Origin of the sequence: Microbacterium sp. MYb66 (assembly GCF_002979435.1) — a bacterium.
Lineage (GTDB): Bacteria > Actinomycetota > Actinomycetes > Actinomycetales > Microbacteriaceae > Microbacterium.
In genome coordinates this window covers 81,424-102,504 of record NZ_PCOV01000007.1, presented here as the reverse complement: position 1 = coordinate 102,504, position 21,081 = coordinate 81,424, and the positions used below count along the sequence as shown (strand labels likewise).

Annotated in this window: 20 protein-coding genes and 1 pseudogene; 10 read left to right on the top strand and 11 right to left on the bottom strand. The window is 68.0% G+C overall.

Translation table 11 applies throughout. The annotated features are described in order from the left end of the window. Positions 1 to 249: 249 nt before the first annotated feature. The 4 genes from CQ045_RS14265 to CQ045_RS14255 all read left to right on the top strand — a co-directional run bounded on the left by CQ045_RS14265 (position 250) and on the right by CQ045_RS14255 (position 2,999). Positions 250 to 471, top strand: a complete 222-nt coding sequence (locus tag CQ045_RS14265) for a helix-turn-helix domain-containing protein (protein ID WP_181156578.1) — start codon at positions 250 to 252, stop codon at positions 469 to 471. Positions 472 to 739: 268 nt separating this feature from the next. Next, the gene (locus CQ045_RS18680) at positions 740 to 1,045 is read left to right on the top strand and encodes a hypothetical protein (protein ID WP_146115250.1); all 306 of its coding nucleotides are present in this window, start codon (positions 740 to 742) and stop codon (positions 1,043 to 1,045) included. Continuing rightward, positions 1,042 to 1,815 (top strand): bifunctional DNA primase/polymerase, encoded by a 774-nt coding sequence (locus CQ045_RS14260; RefSeq protein WP_105724837.1) that lies wholly within the window; start codon positions 1,042 to 1,044, stop codon positions 1,813 to 1,815. Before CQ045_RS18680 ends, CQ045_RS14260 begins: the two co-directional genes overlap by 4 nt. A gap of 170 nt (positions 1,816 to 1,985) precedes the next feature. Beyond that, positions 1,986 to 2,999 (top strand): hypothetical protein, encoded by a 1,014-nt coding sequence (locus CQ045_RS14255; RefSeq protein ID WP_219844427.1) that lies wholly within the window; start codon positions 1,986 to 1,988, stop codon positions 2,997 to 2,999. 358 nt (positions 3,000 to 3,357) lie between these two features. On the opposite strand, the gene CQ045_RS18880 is transcribed toward CQ045_RS14255, so the two are convergent. From CQ045_RS18880 to CQ045_RS14250, 3 genes are all read right to left on the bottom strand, one after another. After that, entirely contained in the window at positions 3,358 to 3,510 is a 153-nt protein-coding gene (locus CQ045_RS18880) for a hypothetical protein (RefSeq protein WP_181156576.1), read from the bottom strand. A 298-nt stretch (positions 3,511 to 3,808) separates the two neighbouring features. Continuing rightward, positions 3,809 to 4,144 (bottom strand): hypothetical protein, encoded by a 336-nt coding sequence (locus tag CQ045_RS18675; protein WP_146115248.1) that lies wholly within the window; start codon positions 4,142 to 4,144, stop codon positions 3,809 to 3,811. Between the two features lie 482 nt (positions 4,145 to 4,626). Continuing rightward, entirely contained in the window at positions 4,627 to 5,838 is a 1,212-nt protein-coding gene (locus CQ045_RS14250) for a tyrosine-type recombinase/integrase (RefSeq protein WP_105724833.1), read from the bottom strand. A 338-nt stretch (positions 5,839 to 6,176) separates the two neighbouring features. Between CQ045_RS14250 and CQ045_RS14245 the strand changes: the two genes are divergently transcribed. After that, positions 6,177 to 6,659, top strand: a complete 483-nt coding sequence (locus CQ045_RS14245) for a hypothetical protein (RefSeq protein ID WP_105724831.1) — start codon at positions 6,177 to 6,179, stop codon at positions 6,657 to 6,659. Between the two features lie 28 nt (positions 6,660 to 6,687). Here the strand turns inward: CQ045_RS14245 and CQ045_RS14240 are convergent, their stop codons facing one another. Both CQ045_RS14240 and CQ045_RS19185 read right to left on the bottom strand, forming a co-directional pair. After that, a complete protein-coding gene (locus CQ045_RS14240; protein ID WP_105724828.1) occupies positions 6,688 to 7,164 on the bottom strand; it encodes a heme-degrading domain-containing protein in 477 nt (158 codons plus the stop codon). Between the two features lie 158 nt (positions 7,165 to 7,322). After that, positions 7,323 to 7,451: pseudogene (locus tag CQ045_RS19185) on the bottom strand (hypothetical protein); the annotation flags it as partial. 113 nt (positions 7,452 to 7,564) lie between these two features. Between CQ045_RS19185 and CQ045_RS18875 the strand changes: the two are divergent. Together CQ045_RS18875 and CQ045_RS14235 are read left to right on the top strand one after the other, a co-directional pair. Further along, positions 7,565 to 7,999, top strand: a complete 435-nt coding sequence (locus CQ045_RS18875; RefSeq protein WP_181156575.1) for a hypothetical protein — start codon at positions 7,565 to 7,567, stop codon at positions 7,997 to 7,999. Continuing rightward, a complete protein-coding gene (locus CQ045_RS14235; protein WP_181156574.1) occupies positions 7,996 to 8,313 on the top strand; it encodes a transcriptional regulator in 318 nt (105 codons plus the stop codon). Before CQ045_RS18875 ends, CQ045_RS14235 begins: the two co-directional genes overlap by 4 nt. A gap of 39 nt (positions 8,314 to 8,352) precedes the next feature. Here the strand turns inward: CQ045_RS14235 and CQ045_RS14230 are convergent, their stop codons facing one another. The 5 genes from CQ045_RS14230 to CQ045_RS14210 all read right to left on the bottom strand — a co-directional run bounded on the left by CQ045_RS14230 (position 8,353) and on the right by CQ045_RS14210 (position 13,147). Next, positions 8,353 to 9,063, bottom strand: a complete 711-nt coding sequence (locus tag CQ045_RS14230; protein ID WP_105724824.1) for an EcoRI family type II restriction endonuclease — start codon at positions 9,061 to 9,063, stop codon at positions 8,353 to 8,355. A gap of 14 nt (positions 9,064 to 9,077) precedes the next feature. Further along, on the bottom strand, positions 9,078 to 10,232 hold the full coding sequence (locus CQ045_RS14225) for a DNA adenine methylase (RefSeq protein WP_219844426.1): 1,155 nt from the start codon (positions 10,230 to 10,232) through the stop codon (positions 9,078 to 9,080). 64 nt (positions 10,233 to 10,296) lie between these two features. Continuing rightward, complete coding sequence (locus tag CQ045_RS14220; RefSeq protein WP_258131077.1) at positions 10,297 to 11,223, bottom strand: oxidoreductase; 927 nt, start codon at positions 11,221 to 11,223, stop codon at positions 10,297 to 10,299. 47 nt (positions 11,224 to 11,270) lie between these two features. Continuing rightward, entirely contained in the window at positions 11,271 to 12,038 is a 768-nt protein-coding gene (locus CQ045_RS14215) for an HAD-IIB family hydrolase (RefSeq protein ID WP_105724822.1), read from the bottom strand. After that, positions 12,035 to 13,147: a LacI family DNA-binding transcriptional regulator gene (locus tag CQ045_RS14210; protein ID WP_105724820.1), complete on the bottom strand. Its 1,113-nt coding sequence runs from the start codon at positions 13,145 to 13,147 to the stop codon at positions 12,035 to 12,037. Before CQ045_RS14210 ends, CQ045_RS14215 begins: the two co-directional genes overlap by 4 nt. A 221-nt stretch (positions 13,148 to 13,368) precedes the next feature. On the opposite strand from CQ045_RS14210, the gene CQ045_RS14205 reads away from it, so the two are divergent. From CQ045_RS14205 to CQ045_RS14195, 3 genes are read left to right on the top strand one after another with little or no spacing between them, the layout of a single operon-like run. Beyond that, positions 13,369 to 14,307, top strand: coding sequence for a carbohydrate ABC transporter permease (locus CQ045_RS14205; RefSeq protein ID WP_105724818.1), 939 nt, complete (start codon positions 13,369 to 13,371; stop codon positions 14,305 to 14,307). After that, complete coding sequence (locus CQ045_RS14200; protein WP_105724816.1) at positions 14,304 to 15,176, top strand: carbohydrate ABC transporter permease; 873 nt, start codon at positions 14,304 to 14,306, stop codon at positions 15,174 to 15,176. Before CQ045_RS14205 ends, CQ045_RS14200 begins: the two co-directional genes overlap by 4 nt. A gap of 34 nt (positions 15,177 to 15,210) precedes the next feature. Further along, positions 15,211 to 16,293, top strand: coding sequence for a glycosidase (locus CQ045_RS14195; RefSeq protein WP_105724813.1), 1,083 nt, complete (start codon positions 15,211 to 15,213; stop codon positions 16,291 to 16,293). A 152-nt stretch (positions 16,294 to 16,445) separates the two neighbouring features. On the opposite strand, the gene CQ045_RS14190 is transcribed toward CQ045_RS14195, so the two are convergent. Then, positions 16,446 to 20,969 carry a polysaccharide lyase family 8 super-sandwich domain-containing protein gene (locus CQ045_RS14190; RefSeq protein WP_105724810.1) on the bottom strand — a complete coding sequence of 1,508 codons (4,524 nt, stop codon included), beginning with the start codon at positions 20,967 to 20,969 and terminating at the stop codon, positions 16,446 to 16,448. Positions 20,970 to 21,081 lie beyond the last annotated feature (112 nt).

The window sequence follows — 21,081 nt, the reverse complement described above, 5'->3', positions numbered from 1 at the left end:
CCGAGATAACGTGCGGATGTGGCGTGTACCCGAGCCCATCCCAGACGGACATGTTCCTTCTGATCGTGAGATGTGCAGTTAGGCGAGGAACGGTACGCAAGCAAATGCGTATGACGGTTCTAGTCGGATAGTCCGGCGTATGTGTAGACCCCCACGGGAATGGGTCAGGGCAGTTTCTGTTGCCCGGGATGCGGCTCGATGCCGCGCCCGGGAACGGTCTGCCCAGACACATACGAAGGGCAACCCGCCATGGGCACTCTGCACCCCACCGAAGAAACCGAGTTCACTCTCTGGGACGTGAACGAAACCGCCGCCGCAACTGGTTTGGCACCGCGCTACGTGCGCAAGATCATCGATGAGCGACGTCTCCCCGTCGTCAAGATCGGACGATACGTCCGACTGCGCCCCGCCGATGTCCGCGAGTACATCGCCGCAAGCACACTCGCCCCAACGACGGGCGGTGCACGATGACCGCGCCTCGCGCCTCGTGGCATGTGCTCCGCGAACCGCGACCGTTTAGCCCACTCGCTGAGGCCGCTCCACTCACTGCCCAGTATCTGCACGGGGCGCTTGCCCACCTTTCGCCCTCAGTCGTCCGCGCCGTGAGCAACGAACAGGAGAACTCTCGACTCGTCCGGCTTGCCCTCGCGCAGTTCGCGGCCTTCTCGGGTCTGAGCGTGATGCCCTCGCGCGCAGATGTGTCGCGTGGTGCCGCGTATCTGCGGAAGGTGGGCGCACTGTGAACCGTCGTCCGCATCCCGCACACCGCCCGCGAGCGCTGCTGCTGTCGGGGCTGCGCTCGGTTGAGGTGACACTGCCCAGTGGGCAACCCGAGTATGTGCGCGCCGCCGCATACGCGTACTCGCAGTTCAATCACGACGTGCGAGGAAGCGTGCGCCGTGGCGACTACACGGCCCGAGTCGAAGCCGCATTCACGGCGGTCGAACGCCGGGGCGACGTGCTGCACCCGCTCACAGAGGTGGAGCGGCGGTCAGCCGTGCAGATCCTCTCTCGCCTGAATCGGGAGATGGGGTGTCTACGATGACTGGTTACCTGCTCCCGTCCCGAGCGGATGCGCTGCGGCTCGCGGCGAAGGGGTGGCCCGTGCTGCCCCTCAACGGCAAGGTGCCGCGAACTCGGCACGGCGTAAAGGATGCGACGACCGACGCGGCGCAGATCGCACGTTGGTGGCCGAACGGCACGGCTCACAATGTCGGCGCTCGCGTGCCGTCATCGCTGCTGGTGCTCGATATCGACCCTCAGAACGGCGGTTCGCTCGACGCACTTACGGCGGCGGCAGGCGAGCCTCTCCCGGCAACTCTGACCGTACACTCGGGGCGTGGTACGGGCGGGCGACACCTGTACTTCCGGCATCCAGGCGGGCAGGTCTCCGCCGTCCGACTGCCGTCTGGGATTGATGTGAAGACCGATCGCGGGTACTGCGTGATGCCGCCGAGTTTGCACCCGTCGACCGGCGACCCGTACCGGTGGGAGCATCACCCGGTGGCCGACATCCCGGCACCCTTGCTCGCGCTGTTGCGCCCCGCCACTGTCCGCACACCGACACACACGGCAACGCGGCAGGGCGTACCCCTATCCGCGCGAGCATTGCATCTTGTGGAGGCCGTGCAGGGTGCCGCCGAAGGCAAGCGCAACGAGATGCTGTTCTGGGCCGCATGTCAAGCCGTCCGGGACGGACACCCCCCTGAGACGTTCGACCTACTCGAAGGTGCCGGAATCGTCGCCGGACTGTCCCAAGTCGAGTCCGCTCGCACCATTGCCTCTGCCCTCCGAGCGCAGGGGCGCGGCCTGTGACTGCGAACGATTCGCCGCGCGCACCCTCACTGCCGCCCGCCACCGCGTTCTGGGACAGTGACCGCCCGGAACTGGTTGCGTTGCGATGGGAAGCGCGACGGCGAATCGCGTCACCGTGGGCGTTGCTCGCGATCGCACTCACGCGGGCACTGCTCACGATCCCGCACCCGGTGCGGTATCGCTCGGCACTGCGCCCCGAGGGGTCTCCAATCAATCTGGCGGTGGGTCTCGTTGGCCGCTCGGGCGCAGGGAAGTCAACGGCGGTGAGCGCCGCTGAGACCGCCGTGCATTGGATCGGTGAAGACGTACCCGAGAGCACGATGGTGCGCAGTGGTGAGGGCATCCCCGCGCTTCTCGGATACATGAGTGCAGACAAGGGGAGCGACGGCGACCCGGCACTGGCATGGCGGCGACACGACCGGGCGGCGTGGCTGCACTGGGATGAGGTCGGTCAACTCGGCGCTCAGGGTGCGCGAAGCGGATCGACCGTACTCGACTCCATCAAGTCGCTGACATCGGGTGAACGGCTGGGCGGGCAGAACTCGCGCGGTGACGGCCTCTCGATTCCGCCCGGTTCGTATCGCGCAGTGGTCACAATCGCCGTCCAGCCACGCCGTGCCGAACCTCTGCTGAACGAGTCCGCCGTGGCAGGTGGACTTACAGCGCGGTTCCTGTGGTTCTCAACCGAGGACGCGGAAGCCGCTGACGCTATGCGCCCCGGCGCTGAGACCGACGCGGTCGCAGTACCGCTAGATCAGTGGGATAGCGTGCGCTACGTCGATGCCCTGCCTGAGATGGATGCAGCGCACGAAGCGGATCAGCGGGCGGCCATGCGCGGAGAGCGCGACCCCGAGGACAGTCGCCGTGTCCTGAACCGTGCGTTCATCGCGATTGCGCTCGCGAACATGGCCGGACGATCCGTGCTCACCTCCGAGGACTGGCACCTGGCAGGCGCGGTACTCCGTCACTCCGATGACACGCTGGCTGATATGCGCGCAGAAGCGCTCGCGCCCGACCCGAGCGAGCTACGTGCGGAGGCCGCCCAAGAGGACCGCATCGTCGCCAAGGTGGCGGAGGTGCGGGCGACGGGCGCAGCGTGGGGCTACGTCAAACGGGCGCTTACACGTGGAGACCGGCCCGTGCTCGATCAGATGGTGCGGGAGGGGCTGGTGATCAAGTGGTGAAGTCATGTGCTAATCTCTTGAAACCGCGAGTTCCCGATAGGGGGGAAAGGGGGGTGCTATGTTCTCACTAGGCAGAGCACCCAGGCCAACCTCTTGCCTCAGGCACACATCTAGAGTGCATGACTTCATGTGAGCAGTCGCCCCGGGACCGAACCGCAAGGATCATCCCGGGGCGATTGTCTCTGGCGTGTGGCGATGTGGCGGTGTGGCAGACGATCAATCTGACGCAAGAACGCCACAACACCACAACATCACTCGCCGCCACAAGCAATGATGACTTCTGATCAGGTGATTTATGACCCTGTGGCGATGTGGCGTGTGGCACGCCCTCCCGCGCGAAACCGTTGCGTCAGTAGGTCTATGCAGCCACTGGCATGACACCTTCTGCCGCAAGCTGCGGCGGAGCATCGATGCTGACGATGCGGTAGAGGATGAGAGGGCGTTGACTTGGACGATCGAGGATGTCGTCGGTGAGTCTTTCCTCGTACATGATCACGGCTGTCTCTGGCATGGCGCGGAGTCTAGGGTGCCGCTTCGGCATTCGGCCCACCTTTCGCTATCAGTCTGGTTTCGACGCGAGCGCTTCGCTCACACGTACCAAGCTAGGCGAGATATCCGGCCTTAATTCTGGGCCTCGGTGCACCTTCTCCGGCGAGCATGAAGCATAGAGCGCGGCTGACCCAGGGGCAACGCAAGACCCTTTTTTAGTGGCCGCGAAGCAACCCCCGCCTATGGCTCTACAGGCGTGTTTTTCCCCGGAACATCAGTAGATGCCCGCCTGGGGGAAGCAGCGATCGCGTGGTGACAACTCACCCAGGGTTCGACGCAATCCACTCTTCGACGCCAACACAAGCGGGCTGGGTTTCACTTCCCGTACACCAGTGCTGAAGGTCCTCAGGGCTTAGGTAGTCGGTGCCGGTAAGCCCTGCTATTCCTGGATACTTGTTCGCCGCCGCCCACCAATCGGCGGGACTCTCGCAGTTAGCGTAGACGGGAGCATAGATCGCGGTCCATTGCGCCTCTTCATCCGCTTGCAAAGCCTCGTATGCGGCGAACTCCTCGTCGCTTGCATCGACGCCTGGGACAGCAACATCCCAAAGCGGATGCGTGTCGTACAGGTTTTTCTCGGCGGCCAGGACGTCCACAACCGTCTGCTCGCATACCGCCGACGGGTCCCCCGGTCCCGAAGAGCAAGACACAAGACCCGCTGCCAGGACCGGCAACACCATGAGCACAAGGAACCTTCGTTGACCAGCCACAGTCCGAGCGTACCGATTCTCCATGCTGTGCCTGCCGATGTATGCCCCAAGAGTTGCTGAAGCGCGCCAAGCCGCCGTCTAGTGTGCGACAGTCAGAGCCAGGAACTCAACGGCATCTGCCGTCTTTCGGACCGCCGCAGCTAGCTCGGCGGCGGTGCTGAACTCAGCGGCGGCACTTACGTCGCCACCCGCAAGTTCCCATGTCAGTGGCCCCGCACCCTCTCGGTGCCAACTCACTCGAATCCCCGGGGTTACCTGGTAGACCTCGGAGGCGTGCAACCATCGATCGGGCGCGCCCTCGGAATGCTCGTCCCAACCTCCCCGACACCATGAGATGGGGCACTCAAAGACCCGATCGTGTGCTCTGCTCACCATGCCACCGCCTCCACCAGAGCGCGCATCTTCTCGTCGCTGATCTGGACGTAGCGTTGCGTCGTTGCCGGGGACGAGTGCCCTAGCAGCCGCTGAGTACTCAGGAGGTCACGGTTCACGTTGTACACGCGGGTGGCGAACCGATGCCGCAGCGTGTGCATCGTGATCCCCGGGGGCAGGAGCTCAGCGATGCGCTTACCCATGTAGCGCGGCGACAGGTGCCCGTCACTGGTGGCGTGCGCTTGCATCTCTACCATCCGACCGGGGAAGACATAGCCCGGCGACAACTCACGGAGGATAACCGCGAGTGACGGAGGGACCGGGAGAACACGGATCTTTGCCCCCTTTCCATGCACCGTCAGAAGGGACCGCCCCGCCGCATCTTGGCGAAGGTCCTTCGTGTGAATGCGCACGACCTCAGCACGCCGCAACCCCATCTCAGCCGCAAGCCTGAGGGCGAGATGCCAGCGCGGATCGCGCGCGGCCCGCAGGGCACTCGCGTACTCGTCGTCGGTGGCGGGGCGAGCCACCGGGTCGCCAGCCTTGACCTTCGGCAACGCGCGTGTCGGATCGCTGTCGGTTCGCCCAGTGTCAACAGCCCAGCCATAGAACGTGCGCAGGAGACTCTTGGTATTTCGTCGCGTCTCCCGCGCCCACCGCTTGCCCGCCATCCATTCGTACAGATCATCGGCGGTCACGTCGTAGGGCGCTCGCGTGGCCTGGGCACGCGCAAAGGTCCGCAGGCGCTCCCCCCAGGAATGCACCGTGGACGGCAGCATTCCCAGGGCGAAGCATTGCCGCTCAAACGCAACTAGCTCAGGACGCCACTGCTCAGGAGTCGGCAACCGAAGCCGGTCGCGCCCGAGGGCTTGGGTCGGATCGGATGTCGCCCGCCCGTCGGCCAGCCCCCATCGATAGAAGGTCCGCAGCGATCCACGCATCGTCGCACTCGTTGTCGGCGCGAGCGAACCGAGCGATTCAGTCCACGCCTGAACATCTTCGGACGAGACGTGCCACGGCGAGACATGAGCGTGCAGGGCGAATCGCCGGACGTGCTTGATGCGATTCGTGATCAGCCCCGCGCTAACGCCACGCCCTCTCTGCGCATCAGAGAACGCCGCGAGAGCTTCGATCCACCGGGAACGAACCTCAGGGCGAAGGGCGTCAGCGGCGCGCCAGGCGCTTGTGGTTAGTACTTTCGAGTCCATGCCGGGGACCTTAACGCGGATGACTTGCCGGTGTCGACTTCGTGCACTCGCGTGCACTCCAGGAGCCGCATTCAGATGCACTGAGAGGTACTGACGTGTTAAGGTTAATCGCCGCTGATCTCGGGTTTCCGTGTGAAATCGGTAGTCCCTGAGAGGGTTTGAATTAGATTCCCAAGCAGATAGCGCGGGTTCGATTCCCGTCAGTCCCTCCACCTCTCCCTTTCCAGCGATTCCGGACGGCCTTTCGTCTGGCTTCTGCCTATGGTGGGTCGACGACGGCTTCGGTCACTGACACTTCTCCGGAGTCCTGACGACCCGAGAGCAAGGAGCTGGTGCTCATGCCCGCCATCGTCTGGATCTGCGTCATCGCCGCCTCCTGGCTCGGGGGAACATGTGCGCAGCTCAGCAGCGTGCTGAACGTGCCGTCGCCCACCGTCGGTGCAGCGCTGTACTGGCTCACGATCCTGCAGCTGGGCAGCATCCCCGTCACGCTGCTCGCCACACTGCCCCTGCTTTTCCTGAGCGGGGCATTCGAGCGACGGGAGACCCCTCTGCGAACGAGGAGTATCGCGCTCACGCTCACAGCACTCGCCACTCTTGCGATCTCCATCCTCGGATACGTGGTGCTGAACGGGGCCTCCGCGGGCCCGCTGGACGACGGGAATCCCTTCGACGGCATCGCTCGCGACGCAGCCACCCTCACGGCTTTCCACCTCATGCCGCTGCTCGTTCTCCTCGCCGTGCAGGCCGCGAACCCGGTGGCGAGAGCGCGTCGAGCTGACGGGAAGACTGCGACAGCAGCCCAGAGCATCCGCCGCTAGCGCGGAGCGAGGGCCGAGGAGCACGTCGTCACGTCAGTTTCGGGAGTTCCTTGATCGCGTCCACGACCAGGTCGTGGTCCTGATCGGATGCCAGTCCCGACACCGTCGCGACCGCGACGACGCCTGCGCCGCGAACACGGATGGGGACGGCACCGCCCGCCACCGCATAAGTGCCGGGGTCGAGCCAGCCCGGCTCGTACATGTCCCGCCCGCCGGCATTGATGCGTGCCTCCAGCAGCGCGGTGGCGGCTTCGAAGCGAAGGGCGGTCGCCGCCTTCTTCGCGACCCACGTCTCGTTGTCGCTCGTGGCGCCGGGCAGCGACGCATGGAACAGGATGCCGGCGGCAGTGCGCACGTCCACGGCGACCGGGTAGCCCGCGGCCAGCGCCTTGTCCGCGAGGTAGCGGCCGAGCTCCCAGGCGTCGCTGCGCTCGAAGCGCTCCACCGTCAACGTCTCGTGCTGCTCTTCCAACTCGGCCAGTCTCGCCTTCGCCTCGTCGCTCATCGGCTGCACCTTTCCCGTAGACGGTCGACTGCGACTGTACTGCGCAATCCGGGAAAGGAGCGCTGTCGGTTCGGCCGGTGATCGCTGCTCCTACGACGTTCCCCCATCGTCCCGTGCTCGTGAGGCAGGGAGTACAGCTCGAAACGCTCTCCTGACGGTCAGTTCGTGGCGCTCGCAGCGAGGGCCTTCAGGGCAGCGAGATGGTCGTGGAACGCGCGCCGCCCCGAGGGGGCGAGATGCACCCAGACTCGGCTCTTCCCGCCGCGGGTTGCGCGACGCTGCGCGACGTAGCCCGCGTCAGCTCCTCAGGGGAAACAGACGAGGGCACCCACCGCATAGTTGCCCTTTGGGAAACTACCTGTTAGTTTCTTGAAAGGAAACAATGAGGAGGGAAGAAGACATGGACCGCAGCGAAGCAGCAGCCCGACTCGCCGAGGTGCAGCGGGTGAACCGCCTCTCGGCCGGCAGGGGCGCGTGGGTGACGTCCCTCGTCGCGTCTGTCGGCGCGGTGGCGATCGGGGCGGCGATCGATCTGGACCTGGTGTATCTCACGGGACTCATCGTGCTGGCGGTGGTGGCTCTGCTGTCGATCCGGTCGATCCGGCCGCGATTGGCCTGGTCCGATCGCGCCGGTGCCTGGTTGGTCGGCGGCGGTGCCGCTCTGGCCCTCGCCGCGTACGTCGCTGTGCAGTTTCCGGTGCGCGCGGCGGGATGGAGCGCCCCCAACACGATCGGAGCCCTCGCCGCCGCCGTGATGATCCTCATCTTCTGCCGGGCCGGTCTGCAACGCCTCGCGAACGCCTCCGCGGCGGAGGCATCCGGAAAGATACGATGAGCGACGAGCAGGGAGGGAACGCGGCCGCTCTGCGTCTCGATCCATTGCTGCATGAGCCGGTGCGATTGACCATCCTCGCCGCTCTCGCGCCCACGGACTACGTCGAGTTCTCGACCCTCCTCGGCATCGTGGGAGTGAGCAAATCCGCGCTGTCGAAGCACGTGTCCGCTCTGACCGATGCGGGTGTCGTCGTCGTCACGAGCAGCCCGACCGACAGGCGCGCCCGGCGCATCGCGCTCAGCGAAACGGGTCGGGAGTCGTTCAACGCCTACCTGCGACGACTGGAGGACATCGTTCGATCCGCACGAGGGTGACGGCGCACCCGGATCACGGGTGAGCAGCGGAGAGCGCCGTCACGCGTCCACGCGCTGCAGGCCGCTCTCCCCGTACTTCGCGATGTAGTAGTGCACAGCCCGGGTCGCGACCTCGGTCATCACCTCGACCATCTCGGCACGCGACCACGCCGCCTGCCGGAAGTAGAAGCTCCCCCGGTTGAATCTCCCGTCCTCGCCCTCGGGAACGACGTTGACGCGGTTGAGCTCGCCGAACATGGCGATCGTGCGGACCCGGTCGAGGATCGAGCTCCCATCCTGGAAGTCGTACCCGTAGCCGAAGCAGACGAAGGGATTGATGCCCTCGTCGAGCATCATCGTCCGGAAGCCGATGACGTTCTTGCCGAGCCGCTCGATGGCGTTGCCCATCGCATGCGCCTTCTTCCCCTCGGCGAGGCGGAGGTCGTTGGTCCCCTGGTTCTTCACCTCGGTGATGAGGATCGGCAGGGACTTCCCGTCGCTGGAGACCACCGAGAGGATCCCCCCGTCCGGACTCATGCTCGACCTGGGGAGCGGATCCTGAAACGGCACGGTGGGGAACTGCGCCCGGAGGTCGGCGACGATCTCCGAGATGAGGATGCTCTTGCGCTGGACGAGCCTGAGCCCGAACTTGGCCGTGACCGCCTCCGTCGTCTCGAGCATCGCCTCCGCCAGCTCGATCTCCTGCTTGGAGGAGGTGACGTTGATGACCGTGCCGTAACGGTTCTGTCGAAGTCGGTCTTTCTGCGCCACGGTTTCTTCTCTCTCTAGCCTCGGTCCAACAGGAACAGGTGCTCGTTGACGTGCACGTCGCGGTCGCGGAGGTTCCGGCTCCCGCGGAAGGTGTTGTAGGGGATCACGACCTCCTCCACCGTGCCGTGCCGCTCCATCTCTCCGCGGAGCTCCTCGGTCGCGACATATCCCTCGGCATTGAACGAGACGAGCAGGAACCGCGCGGGGGCCGTCGCGACGATGTCGGCGAGGAGCGGGAAGGAGCGCTTGCGGACGTTGAAGCCGGAGCGGTTCCAGTCGGTGGGGATGCCCGACACCGCGCTGACCTCGGCCGGAGCTTCGTATCGCGCGACGAGATTGAGCATGAAGTAGTTCGAGCCGTAGGGATGCTGATTGTAGGGAGGATCGAGATAGACGAGGTCCTGCTCGTCGAGCGCCTCGACCGCCGCGTTGGCATCGGACTGCATGACCTCGGTGGCGGTGGAGAACCGGCTCAGAGTGGGCATCTCCAGCCGGATCGGCTCGAGGATGCGCTTCAGCGCGTCGCCGGCCGCACCGCCGAACTTGCCGATCCCGGTGTGCTTGTCCTTGTAGAAGCCCTTGAACACCCCGCTGGTGTTCGCGTGCATCGACGCCCGGGACAGCAACGGCCCCAGGACCAGGTGCCGCAGGTGCTCGGGCAGCTCCGCGACCTCCTGGGAGAAGAAGTCGAGCCGTCGTGCGTTCTCGTTGGTGTAGAAGGCGCGCTCGCCGGGCTGGATGTCCTGGTCGTCCGCGGGAGAGTACAGCTCCGCGAAGAAGCCCGGGTGCGAGGCGCCGCCGTCGGCATCGCGGTTGAGACGGTCGATCACGGCGGCCAGCTCATCGAGCGGAGCATCCTCGCGGTTCGTGAGGAAGCAGCGGTTCACCTCGTACGAGTAGAGCTCCAGGTCGTTCGCGATCACGCGCGACGAGTGCTGCTTCAGGAACCGGGCCACGTAGCCGGTGCCGGAGAACAGGTCGACCGTGCGGAGCGGCCGGCCGCCGAGGCGTTCGCGGACGGTCCCGACGGCACGGGCGAGGTGCTTTCCGAGCGCCCGCTTGTTGCCGAGGTAGGTGATCAGCTGGCGGCTGAGGAACTCCGGGTCCTCGTACTGCTCCTGCGCCTCGTCGCCGAACAGGTCGAGCATCGGCGGTTCGAAGGAGGTCACCTTGGCATCGTATTCGAGTGCAGGACGCTCGCACCTCGACGAGGCGCGGCACCCGCCTCCGGGCTCACCCCGGCCCGTCGCTCGTCGCCGCGAGAAGGGTCGTCACCACATCGCCGACCGGTGTGGGGATGCCGTGCGCGCGGCCGAGGCGAGAGACGACGCCGTTGCGGATGTCCCACTCCAAGGGCCGAGACGATTCGCGGTCGGTGAGGATCGACGTGCTCATGTCGGCGGGCGACGACTGGAAGCGCGCCAGGATCTCGCCGGGAACGTCATCGCCGAGCCGTGCACCCTCGGCCCGCGCGACGCTCAGGCACTCCTGCAGATAGGCCAGCGTCAGATCGGCGACGTCGTGACGGGCGAACACCCCCGACCGGCGGCCGGTGAGAGCCATCAGACCGGCCGCCGCATTCTGGAGCAGCTTGCGCCAGGCGACGGAGGCGAAGTCGGACGACACCTCCACGGTGCAGCGGGTGCCCTGCAGCGCCTCGACGACCCGCTCCGCACCCGTCGCCTCCGGAAGGGTCAGCCGCGGCTCTGCGCGCAGCCGCACCGAGCCGTCGGCCTCCGCCTGGGCGGGGAACCACACGACCGACGGAAGGACCACCGTCCCGGGCGGAACGTGGGGCGAGACCGTCGACGTCTGCTCGACCCCGTTCTGGAGGACGCACAGCACGGTGTCGGGACCGCAGAGCGCCGTCAGCCACGGCGCCGCCGCGGCGATCTGCGTGGCCTTGACCGCGAGGAACACCACCTCGGCCGGCCCCTCCACCGCCGCGGGATCGGTGAGGACCGGACCCGGGACGAGGATGCGTTCCTCGCCCGCGAAGACCTCGAGGCCATCGCGTGCCGTCCGCCCGAACAGACCGGGCGAGCGACCGACCTCATGGAGGACCGCGGCGATGGTCGCGCCGATCGCGCCCGGGCCGATGATCGCGACCGGCGGGGTGTGCCCGCGCGCCGCGCCGTGCGGGTTCTGGGGTTCCGTCACAGCCACTCCGTCTCCTCGGTGCTCAGCATCCTGTCAGCCCGAACTCCTCACGCCGGCAGCGTCGGCACGAGTTCCTCGAGGTAGGCGGCGGTGTCCTCCCACCCGGTCACGGCATGGCACGCCACGCCCAGGGCGAGCACGGGGTAGTCGTTCCCCTCGGGGTCGAGGCGGTCCCCGACGAAGAGCATGTCGTCGAGCGGGATGCCGCTCTGCTCGACGAGTCGGTTCATCCCGTAGGCCTTGTCGATGCCGCGTTCGGTGATGTCGATCGACGTCGACCCCCCGGAGCGCACCTCCAGCCGGGGCAGCCGGGCCGCGATGGCGGCGCGCAGCGCGTTCTTCTTCTCGCCGGTCGGATCCCACGCGGACTTCGCCTCGATCGGCGCCCGCTGCCCGAGGGCCGAGAACGTGATCTGCGACCCGCGGTCCTCGACGATGTCACCCCAGGTCTCGTCGGCCCAGAGTCCCAGCCGCCGCGCCTCCTCCTCGACCACGACCATGGCCTCCGCCCGCTGCGCCGCGTCGAGGTCGAGCGCGTACACGGTCTCGATGCCGTCGGGGCGGATGCGGTAGTACTGGGTGCCGCACGCCGGCAGCAGGTGGAAGCGCTCGAGCGTCTCGGCACTCGCCGGCGGCAGCCTGTCGACGACCTGCGCCGTGAACTGCTCGAGCCTGCCCCCGGAGATGATCGCCACCTCGACGCGCTCCGCGAGAGCCAGCAGCAGCCTGCCGATCCGGGGGTCGATCGCGCTCTTCGACGGCGCGAGAGTGTCGTCGAGATCGAACGCCACCAGCCGCGGAGGGGCGGCGTTCACTCGCCGACCTCAGGCGCCGCATCCTGGCCGCGGACCGGTCCTGTGCTTCCCCGGACGATGAACTCGACCGGGGGCAGGTCGACCGCACCCGGCTCGCCGCCCTCGACGATCGCGACGAGGGTGCGCGCACAGGCGCTGCCCCACTGGAACACGTCCTGGCGCACCGTGGTCAGCGGCGGGATGATGTACGGCGCCAGCGGGATGTCGTCGAAGCCGATGATCGAGAGGTCCTGGGGAACCCGCACCCCCCGGTCGATCGCGGCGGAGATGCCCGCGATCGCCATGATGTCGTTGGCGTAGATGATCGCCGTCGGCGGTTCGGGGTGATCGAGGAGCTCGTGGGTGGCGCGCGCACCCGAGGCGCCGGTGAAGTCGGCGACCGCGATGCCCCCGGGTTCGAGGCCGAGCCGGCGCACCTCGGACTCCCACGCCTCGCGGCGCACACGGGAGTGCACGTACCGATCGGCGCCCGCCACGTGGGCGATGCGCTGGTGTCCGAGCGCGTGCAGGTGACGCACGGCGCGGCGGATGCCCGCGGCATCGTCGAGACCGATGGGCGCCGTGTCTTCGCCGCCGCCCGATCCGAGCAGCACGCAGGGCATGCCGAGAGCCGCCAGCTCCGCCGGCCTCTCGTCCTCGATGCGCAGGTCGGTGAGGAAGACTCCGTCCACGCGCGCCTCATGGGCGAAGCGCGAGTAGGCGTCATGCTCGGCCTGCTCGCCGTCGACGACCTGGAGCACCAGTGCATAGCCGACCGTCGACAGGTGGCTCTCCACTCCGGCGACGAACTGCGGGAAGAAGGGGTCGGTGCTGAGGAGCTCCGGCTCGCGTCGGATCACCAGGCCCAGCGCCTGCGCCCGACTGCGAGACAGCGCGCGCGCCCGAGCATCCGGCCGCCATTCGAGCTCGCGTGCGGCCTCGAGGATGCGCTCCCTGGCGCCCTCGCCGACGCCCGGGCGTCCGTTGAACACGAACGAGACCGCGCTCTTCGACACCCCGGCCCGTGCGGCGACGTCGCCGATCGTGATCCGGCGGTCGCGAGGCGCGCCCGCAGGAGAGGCGGATGCCGTTGCTCCGGCGCCTGGTTCGTCGGGCGAGATCGCGTTCATGATTGGTAGTGTAGCCGACCGTTTAGCGATATTTAGTCAGGGATCGCGGCGAGAATATCCGCTTCATGACGGTGCCTCGGCGCGGATCTTCCCCCTCCGCTGGTGCAGGTTGACCCTCAGCGCCAAAACCGGTTTACTAAGAGGGTTGTCAACGCCGGGACCCCACCGAAGCTCGATGTGCGGGCACCGGCGGACGGTCGTATCAGTGAGGAACAAACGCCATGGGCAGTGACGCACCAGCGCAGGAATCGACGGTCGGGGTCCGCCGACGCGGGAGCACGCTGCGTCGCTGGCTCGGCGAGAATCCGCTCGGCCTGCTGCTGAGCGCCCCCTACACTCTCTTCGTCATCGTGGTGTTCCTGATCCCCTTCGGCTTCGGGATCTGGATGTCGGTGCATGACTTCTACTTCACCGCCCCGGGCGTGGAGGTGCCCCACCCCTTCGTGGGCTTCGAGAACTTCGCGACGGTCCTCGGCGACCCCGTCGTGCATCAGGCGTTCGGCAATCTCCTGATCTTCCTGGTCATCAACGTGCCGCTCACTGTCGTCCTCGGCCTGGTGCTCTCGTCCGGACTCGACGCCGTCGTGCACTGGAAGGGCTTCTTCCGCATCTCGTACTACGTCCCGTACGTCACGGCATCCGTCGCGACGCTCGCGGTCTGGATCTTCCTCTTCAACGGCAACGGCGTCGTGAACTCGATGCTCGGATCGCTCGCGCCCGATCCCTCGTGGCTCGCGAACCCGGCTCTGATCATGCCGCTCATCGCGGTGTACGTCACGTGGAAGAACCTCGGCTTCTACATCCTGCTCTACCTCGCCGCCCTGCAGAACGTGCCGAAGGAGCTGCACGAGGCCGCGCAGCTCGACGGCGCGGGACGCTGGCAGCGCTTCCGCTCGGTCACGCTCCCCGCGGTGCGCCCCGTGACCTCGCTCGTCGTGCTGCTGTCGATCATCACCACCGGCCAGATCTTCACCGAGCCGTACCTGCTGACCGGCGGCGGGCCGAACGGCGCATCCATGACACCGGCCCTGCTCATGTACCAGCAGGGGATCCAGCAGGGCAAGCCCGACATCGCCGCCGCGATCGGGATGATCCTCGTCGTCGCCGTGATGATCGTCTCGCTCGTCTCGCGCCGCATCACGGAAGGCAGGACCCGATGACCGCCGAGACCACCCGGACGACGCGCTCCGGCCGCAGCGGTCGAGTGATCTCCGCCCTGCGATTCGCCCTGCTCCTCGTCGGAGCCCTCGCCGCACTCGTGCCGTTCTACTACATGGTGATCGGCGCCCTCCAGCGCAAACGCGACACCAGCCTCCTCGGCCTTCTCCCGCTGCCGCAGAACCTCACCTTCGACAACTTCGTCGAGATCAACGAATCGGTGAACCTGTTCGGCTCGCTGCTGAACTCGCTCATCTTCACCGCCGGCGTGGTCGGCTGCACGCTCGTCTTCGGGCTGCTCGTGGGCTACGCGCTCGCGGTCCTGTCGTTCCGCGGACGCGGACTCGTGTTCGCGCTCGTGCTGCTCGTGCAGGCGATCCCGTTCCAGCTGCTCATGATCCCGCTGTACGTCATGGTCGTGCGCTACTTCGGCCTGGCCGACAACTTCATCGGGATGATCCTGCCGTTCGCGATCAACTCGGTCGCCGTGCTGATCTTCCGCCAGTACTTCCTGCAGATCCCTCGTGACGTGTTCGACGCCGCTCGCATCGACGGAGCCAGCGAACTGCGCATCCTGCTCCTCATCGCGGTCCCGCTCGTGCGCCCGGCCGTGCTCACGGCGATGCTGGTGACGTTCATCGGTCCGTGGAACGAGTTCCTCTGGCCGTTCCTCGTCACCAAGGATGCGACGAAGCAGACGCTCGCCGTCAGCCTCGCGAACTTCTCGCAGACGAACGGCTCGTTCCTCGAGAACCCGATGGGAGCCGTCCTCGCGGGTGCGTGCGTGCTCGCCGTGCCCGTGGTCGTGCTGTTCCTGATGTTCCAGCGACACTTCACGTCCGCGAACCTCGGCTCCGCCATCAAGGGCTGAGCCGTCGACCCCGAAACACCCCGAAAGCAAGGCAATGACCCCATCCCCCTCCCCCGCTCCGACCACGGCCATCCCCTACGCCCTGACGCGACTGGGGACGATCATGACAGCCGATCCCGCCGACCCGCTCGAGGTCGAGGGCGTCCTCAACCCCGGCACCGCCTGGGGACCGGACGGCGAGCTCTACCTCTACCCCCGAGTCGTGGCCGAGGGCAACGTCTCGCGCATCGCCCGGGCGCGCGTCCTCATCGACGACGGCGTGCCGACGGGGGTCGAGCGCCTCGGCGTCGTGCTCTCCCCCGACGAGCAGTGGGAGCACGGCCACCAGAACGCCGGAGTCGAAGACCCGCGCATCACCTTCCTGGAGCCGCTCGGCCTGCACGTCATGACGTACATCGCCTACGGACCGCTGGGGCCCCGACCGGCGCTCGCCTACTCGCGCGACACCGTCACCTGGCACCGTCTCGGCCCGATCCAGTTCGCCTACCAGCCCGAGCTCGCGACCGACCTGAACCTGTTCGCCAACAAGGACATCGTCTTCTTCCCCGAGCCGGTGCCCGGTCCTGACGGGAAGCCGCGCATCGCCGTGCTGCACCGTCCGATGTGGGATCTCGACTGGTTGCGACCCGGCGAGGGCGCACGACCCCCGGCGGGCATCGACGAGGTGCGCCCCTCGATCTGGATCGGCTACATCGACCTCGACGCGGCGACGGCAGACGTCACGGCCCTCACCCGCGTGCACGACTCGGCGATGATCGTCGGGCCCGAGATGGCCTACGAGAGCGCGAAGATCGGCGCCGGCCCCTCGCCGCTGCGCGTACCGGAGGGCTGGCTGCTGCTGCACCACGGCGTCTCCGGCGCCACCCCGAAGGGCTTCGAGCTGGCGTACGGCTCGCGCTACTCGGCCGGCGCGATCCTGCTCGACGCGGAGGACCCGCGCCGCGTGCTCGCCCGCTCAGAGGAGCCCCTGCTCGCACCCGAGACCGCGGAGGAGCTGCAGGGAACCCTCGGAAACGTCGTGTTCCCCACCGCGGTCGAGGAGATCGGCGGACGGACGTTCGTCTTCTACGGCATGGCCGACTCGTCGATCGGTGTCGCGGAGCTCACCCGCCTCTGATCCGAAGCCTCAGAAGGGCCGCCTCCCGCCCGGGGAGGCGGCCCTTCTGCATGTCCGGTCCCCCACCCCCCCACACAGGGCCAGGCGTTCGTGGAGGGCATGACGAAGGGGCCGCCTCCCGGAGGAGACGGCCCCTTCGTCGGTTCCGCCATTCAGTCGCGGGGCTGCCGTCGCGCCTTCATCGCTGCGGCGCCCGAGAGCAGCAGCAGCAGCGCCATGGCGAGTGTCCACGGCAGCCAGGCGAGGTCGCCCCCGGTGGCGGGGAGTGCGCCGGATCCGTCGGTTCCGCCGCCGGGACCACCCGGAGCACCGGGGCCCCCTGCCGCCGCGATCCGCACCGATGTCGAGGCGATGTCCGCACCGCCGAGCATCACGACGAGCGTGTGCGCGCCGGCCTCGATGTCGTCGGGCACGACGCCGCGGAAGGCGAAGGTGCCGTCTGCCTCGGCGGTCACGGTGCCGAGATCGGCGGGAGTGGAACGCAGCTGGACGGTGTACTCGACCCCCGGCTCGAACCCGACGCCGCTGACATCGATGCGTCCGCCGACCTTCGGCGAGCCTTCGACCGTCACGCGCGGGGTCACCACCTCGGGATCGACCGCGACGACGACCGGGGCGGAGGGCACGGACCACCCGCCCGCGTTCTGCGCCCGCACCGTCACGGCGTACTCGCCGGCGGCGAGCCCGGTCACGGCTGCGGTGAGCACGGCACCTTCGGCCTGCACGACGCGGTCGCCCACGGCGACCTCGTACGCGATGATCGGCGATCCGCCCACGCTCTCGGGCGCCGTCCACTGCACGTTCACCCGGCTGCCGGAAGCGGTCGCGATGACATCGCGCGGCGCGCTCGGAGCGGCATCCAGTCGGACGAGCCCGGCGAGTGCCGCCGCAAGAGCGTCGGCCGCCGCATCCACCTGCGCCTGCGGTGACCCGGGCGCGGCCAGCACGTCCTTGGCCGCCTCGAGCGCGGGCAGCAGCGGCTTCCAGCTGGCCGGCGTGTAAGCCGTGCTGTCGAGGGTGTTCGCCGCGTCGACCTGCGCCTGCAGCCCACCCGTGTCGGCGACCACCGTGACCGTGCACCAGGCGATCTCGCTGCCGCCCTGGTGGCGGATGCCGACGGTCGTGCGTCCGGGTTCGCGGGTCGCGAGGTCGACCTCGACCCGGCCGTCTGCCGAGACGCGGGCGTCGCCCTTCACGGTCGCGACGGAGTCGTCCGTCACCACTGCCGAGAACGTGTCGGCGGGGTTCACCGGCGACACCGTCGCGGCGACGACCGCCGTGCCGTCGCGCCCGGCCGAGACCGGTCCCGCACACTCGAAGGTGTACCCGCCGTACAGCTCGAGCTCCCAGATGTTCAGCCCGTACTGCGTCGCCGGCATGCCGGACAGGCGCACGTACCGTACGTCGGTCGCCGCGAAGTCGTGCTGATGGATGAGCGTCGGCTGCGCCGCCTGGACGCGCGCCATGGGCACCCAGGTCGTTCCGTCGACCGAGCCCTCGATGCGGTAGTCGTTGGACGTGCCTGCCTCCCAGGCGACCACGGCGCGCGAGACCGACCGCACGCTCTCCAGGTCGACCTGCAGCCAGTGCTCGGCGGCCGCTCGGGCCGACGACCACTTGGTCGAGCGGGAGCCGTCGGTCGCCTTCGGCCCGGTGATCGTGGCGTTGTTCTGGTGGACGCTGTCGGCCGTCGTCGGGCGGCCGAGCGCGAGGTTGGCGTTGCCCACCGGCACGGCGGGGGCCTCGGCGACCAGCCGGTCGGAGAAGATCTCGAACTCCCACAGCGAGGGTCCGTAGTCGAGAGCACGCGTGACGGTCTGCATGCGCACGAAACGGGCGCTCTGGTCGTTCAGGGTGATCACATCGACACCGCCGTCGCTCCCCGCGGAAGGGGTGACATAGGCGTCGCGCCAGCTCCGGCCGTCGTCGGACAGCTGGATCCGGTACGCCTTGGCGTACGCCGCCTCCCACGAGAGGCGCACCGTCGACACCGGCTTCGATTCGCCGAGATCGATCTGCGCCCAGGCGCTGTTGGCGTTGTTGCCGCGCCAGCGCGTGGACGGATCGCCGTCGGCGAGGGCGTGGACGAGGTTGTATCCCGCGTAGCCCGAAGCCCGCGTCGCACTGTCGATCGAGAGGTTGATGCTCGACGCCACCGACAGCTCGCGGATGCCGTAGGCCTCTCCCTCGCCGTCGAGCAGCAGTACGCGCACGTGCTCCGCCGGGGTCGGGTCGAGGGGGATCTCGTCGACCCCGCCGTCGCCGTCGGTGACATGGGCCCGGTCGGCCCAGTCGACCCCGTTCCGCGATGTCTGCACGACGAAGTCGCCGGCGGGAGCGTCCGTCCAGTCGATGGTCGCCTTCGTGACCCACGATCCGCGGGGCAGCGTGACGGCCGCCCACTGCGTGCCGTCACCGGCCGATCGCCACGCGGTGTCCCGGTCGTCATCCCCGAGCGCAGCGACGGACGAGCCGTCGGCGGTGCTGCTCGCCGAGAACGCAGAGGTCGCCGGCAGCGGGCCCGCGGCGAGTGCGGAAGTGACGGTCCTGCCCATGTTCTCGCCCGACCCCAGCGCGAACCTCGCGTGCCGGTCCTGGCCGGCGCCGGTGAGGGAGACCCCGACGGACAGCCCGGGGCGGTCGGGGTTGGAGAGGCTGACGACGGGGGTCTCGCCGCGCTCGTCCAGCAGGACGATGCTGGGCTGATCGACGGTCAGCGCGCGGCCGCCGCCGAGGTCCAGCGTCCCGGCGGCGTAGAACGTCGCCATGGTGATCCCCGCCGCGTCGTGCCGCACCGCCTGCACCGAGGTGTCGTTGCGGAGCGTCCGCATGGCGGGCTCGTCGGCGAACGCCTCGACCTCGGCGGGGGTGGCCGCCGGCAGCACCGTGTAGTCGTACGTGCCCGCGGTCGGCTTGGTCCCGTGGTCCACGTACAGCGTGAACGCGTCGCGACTGACGGCTTCCTGACCCTCCCAGCTGCCGGACTGGGCCCGGTTCGAGACCTTCACGTCCTGGCCGCCTGCGAAGACGTATCCGACCTCGTCGTTGTAGGCCCACCGGGCTCCACCGACACTCTGGCCGTCCGCCTCGCCCGCGACGGGCTTGCCGCCGACGGTCGCGTTCTCCTTGGCGGAGGCCTGATTGATCGTCGTGTGCACGGCGGCGTCACTCGTCGAGGCGATGCCGGCGCCGAGCGCGACCATGCCCTCGTCGAAGGTGAAGTAGCTCTTCCGCGCGCCGGTGCCCGCGGCGTCGAGGGTGAGCACGCTCGCGCCGAACTCCCCGTCGGACGTGCCGCCGGTGAAGCTCGCGCCGTCTCCGTTGCGGCCGCGGTTCTCGAACCCGCGCTCCGTGCGCTTCTCGTCGGGTGCGGTCACTCCGGGGTAGTGCCACCAGTCGAACGCGGGTCCCAGATCGAGGTACTCGCGGTTGTTGACCTGGATGGCGGTCGAGCCCATCGCGTTCCAGAAGACGGGGTTGCCGAGATCGTCGCGGTAGGACGTGCGCAGCTCGACGCCGAACGTACGAGACGAGTTCAGGCGGGTGAAGATGCCGTAGTCGTCGCGCTGGTGAGAGGCGAACTCGGAGCGCCAGAAGTACTTCGCGCCGGTCACGCCGTTCGTCTCGGTCTTGCCGAGCACCCCGTCGAGCACGGCCTGGTAGGCGGTCGAGTAGAGGGCGTCCGTGCGCACCATGCGCTGCAGCGGCTCGATGAACTCGGAGGCGTGGCTGGTGATGTCGCTCACGGTCTTCGGCGGTCGATAGTTGAGGTAGAGCATGCCGATCTCGCCGCGGATGAGCCAGCGGGTTCCCTCGATGAAGTAGAAGGCGATCGAATCCAGCTGCTCGCGCGTGAACGCGAGTCCGGTGCCGCGGGCGACGTCCGACCACAGGGCCGCGTAGGTGAACAGCACCATCCCGTAGCCCTCGCTGTACAGCTGCGCACCGTGGGCCCAGAAGCTGGCGTCCGGCTGGACCGCCTCCTTCACGGTGCCGGAGTGGTCGACCGCGATGGTCGCGACGATCGTCGCGAACCCCTCCTTCACCTTGGCGATGTCGCCGGTGGAGAGGGCTTCGAAGATGTAGTTCGAGGTGCGCCATGCGCCGTTCGCCCCGACGGGGTCGAGCTTGCCGGTGTTGTGCGCGAGGCTGACGCGGAAGGCGTCCTCGCTGAGCTCGGAGCCGAGGAACATCGAGATGCGTCCCATCGCGATCGACTCGCCGATCTCGGTCTCCCACCAGTTGGTGTTGCCGGGGTTCACCCGGTCCCAGTGCAGCAGCGCCCGCTGCACCGCCTCGACGAGGCGCTTGTCACCGTGGCCCGCGGCCTTCGGGTCCTTGTACGCCTGCGTCATCGCGAGCATCCGGTAGAGCGCGGTGTAGGCCGACCAGACGCTGCCGTTCGCCGAGCTCGTGCGATCGGCGTAGTCCACGTCGGCCCACGATCCGTCCTCCTTCTGCGACGCGACGTACTCCAGCGCCTCCGAGGTCTTGGCGAGGTAGATGCCGTTCGCGATGATGATGTCGTCGCCCTGCCCCAGGTAGTACTCCTCGAGGCGGTCGATGACCGTCGCGACATCGTCTTGGGGGGCGGCGGAGGCCGGCGCCGTGGTGAGCGCGGACGAGCCGATGACGAGGGCGACGGTGAAGGCGATGAACGCGGTGATGCGTCTCATGGCTGGGCTCCTTTGCCGGTGTGCCGAAGGGCAGGCGAGGCGGACGCCTCGGAGGGAGGGAGAACGCGACCGCGCGCGCCTGCGGGTGCACGGAGCGGAGCCCGGGGTGCGC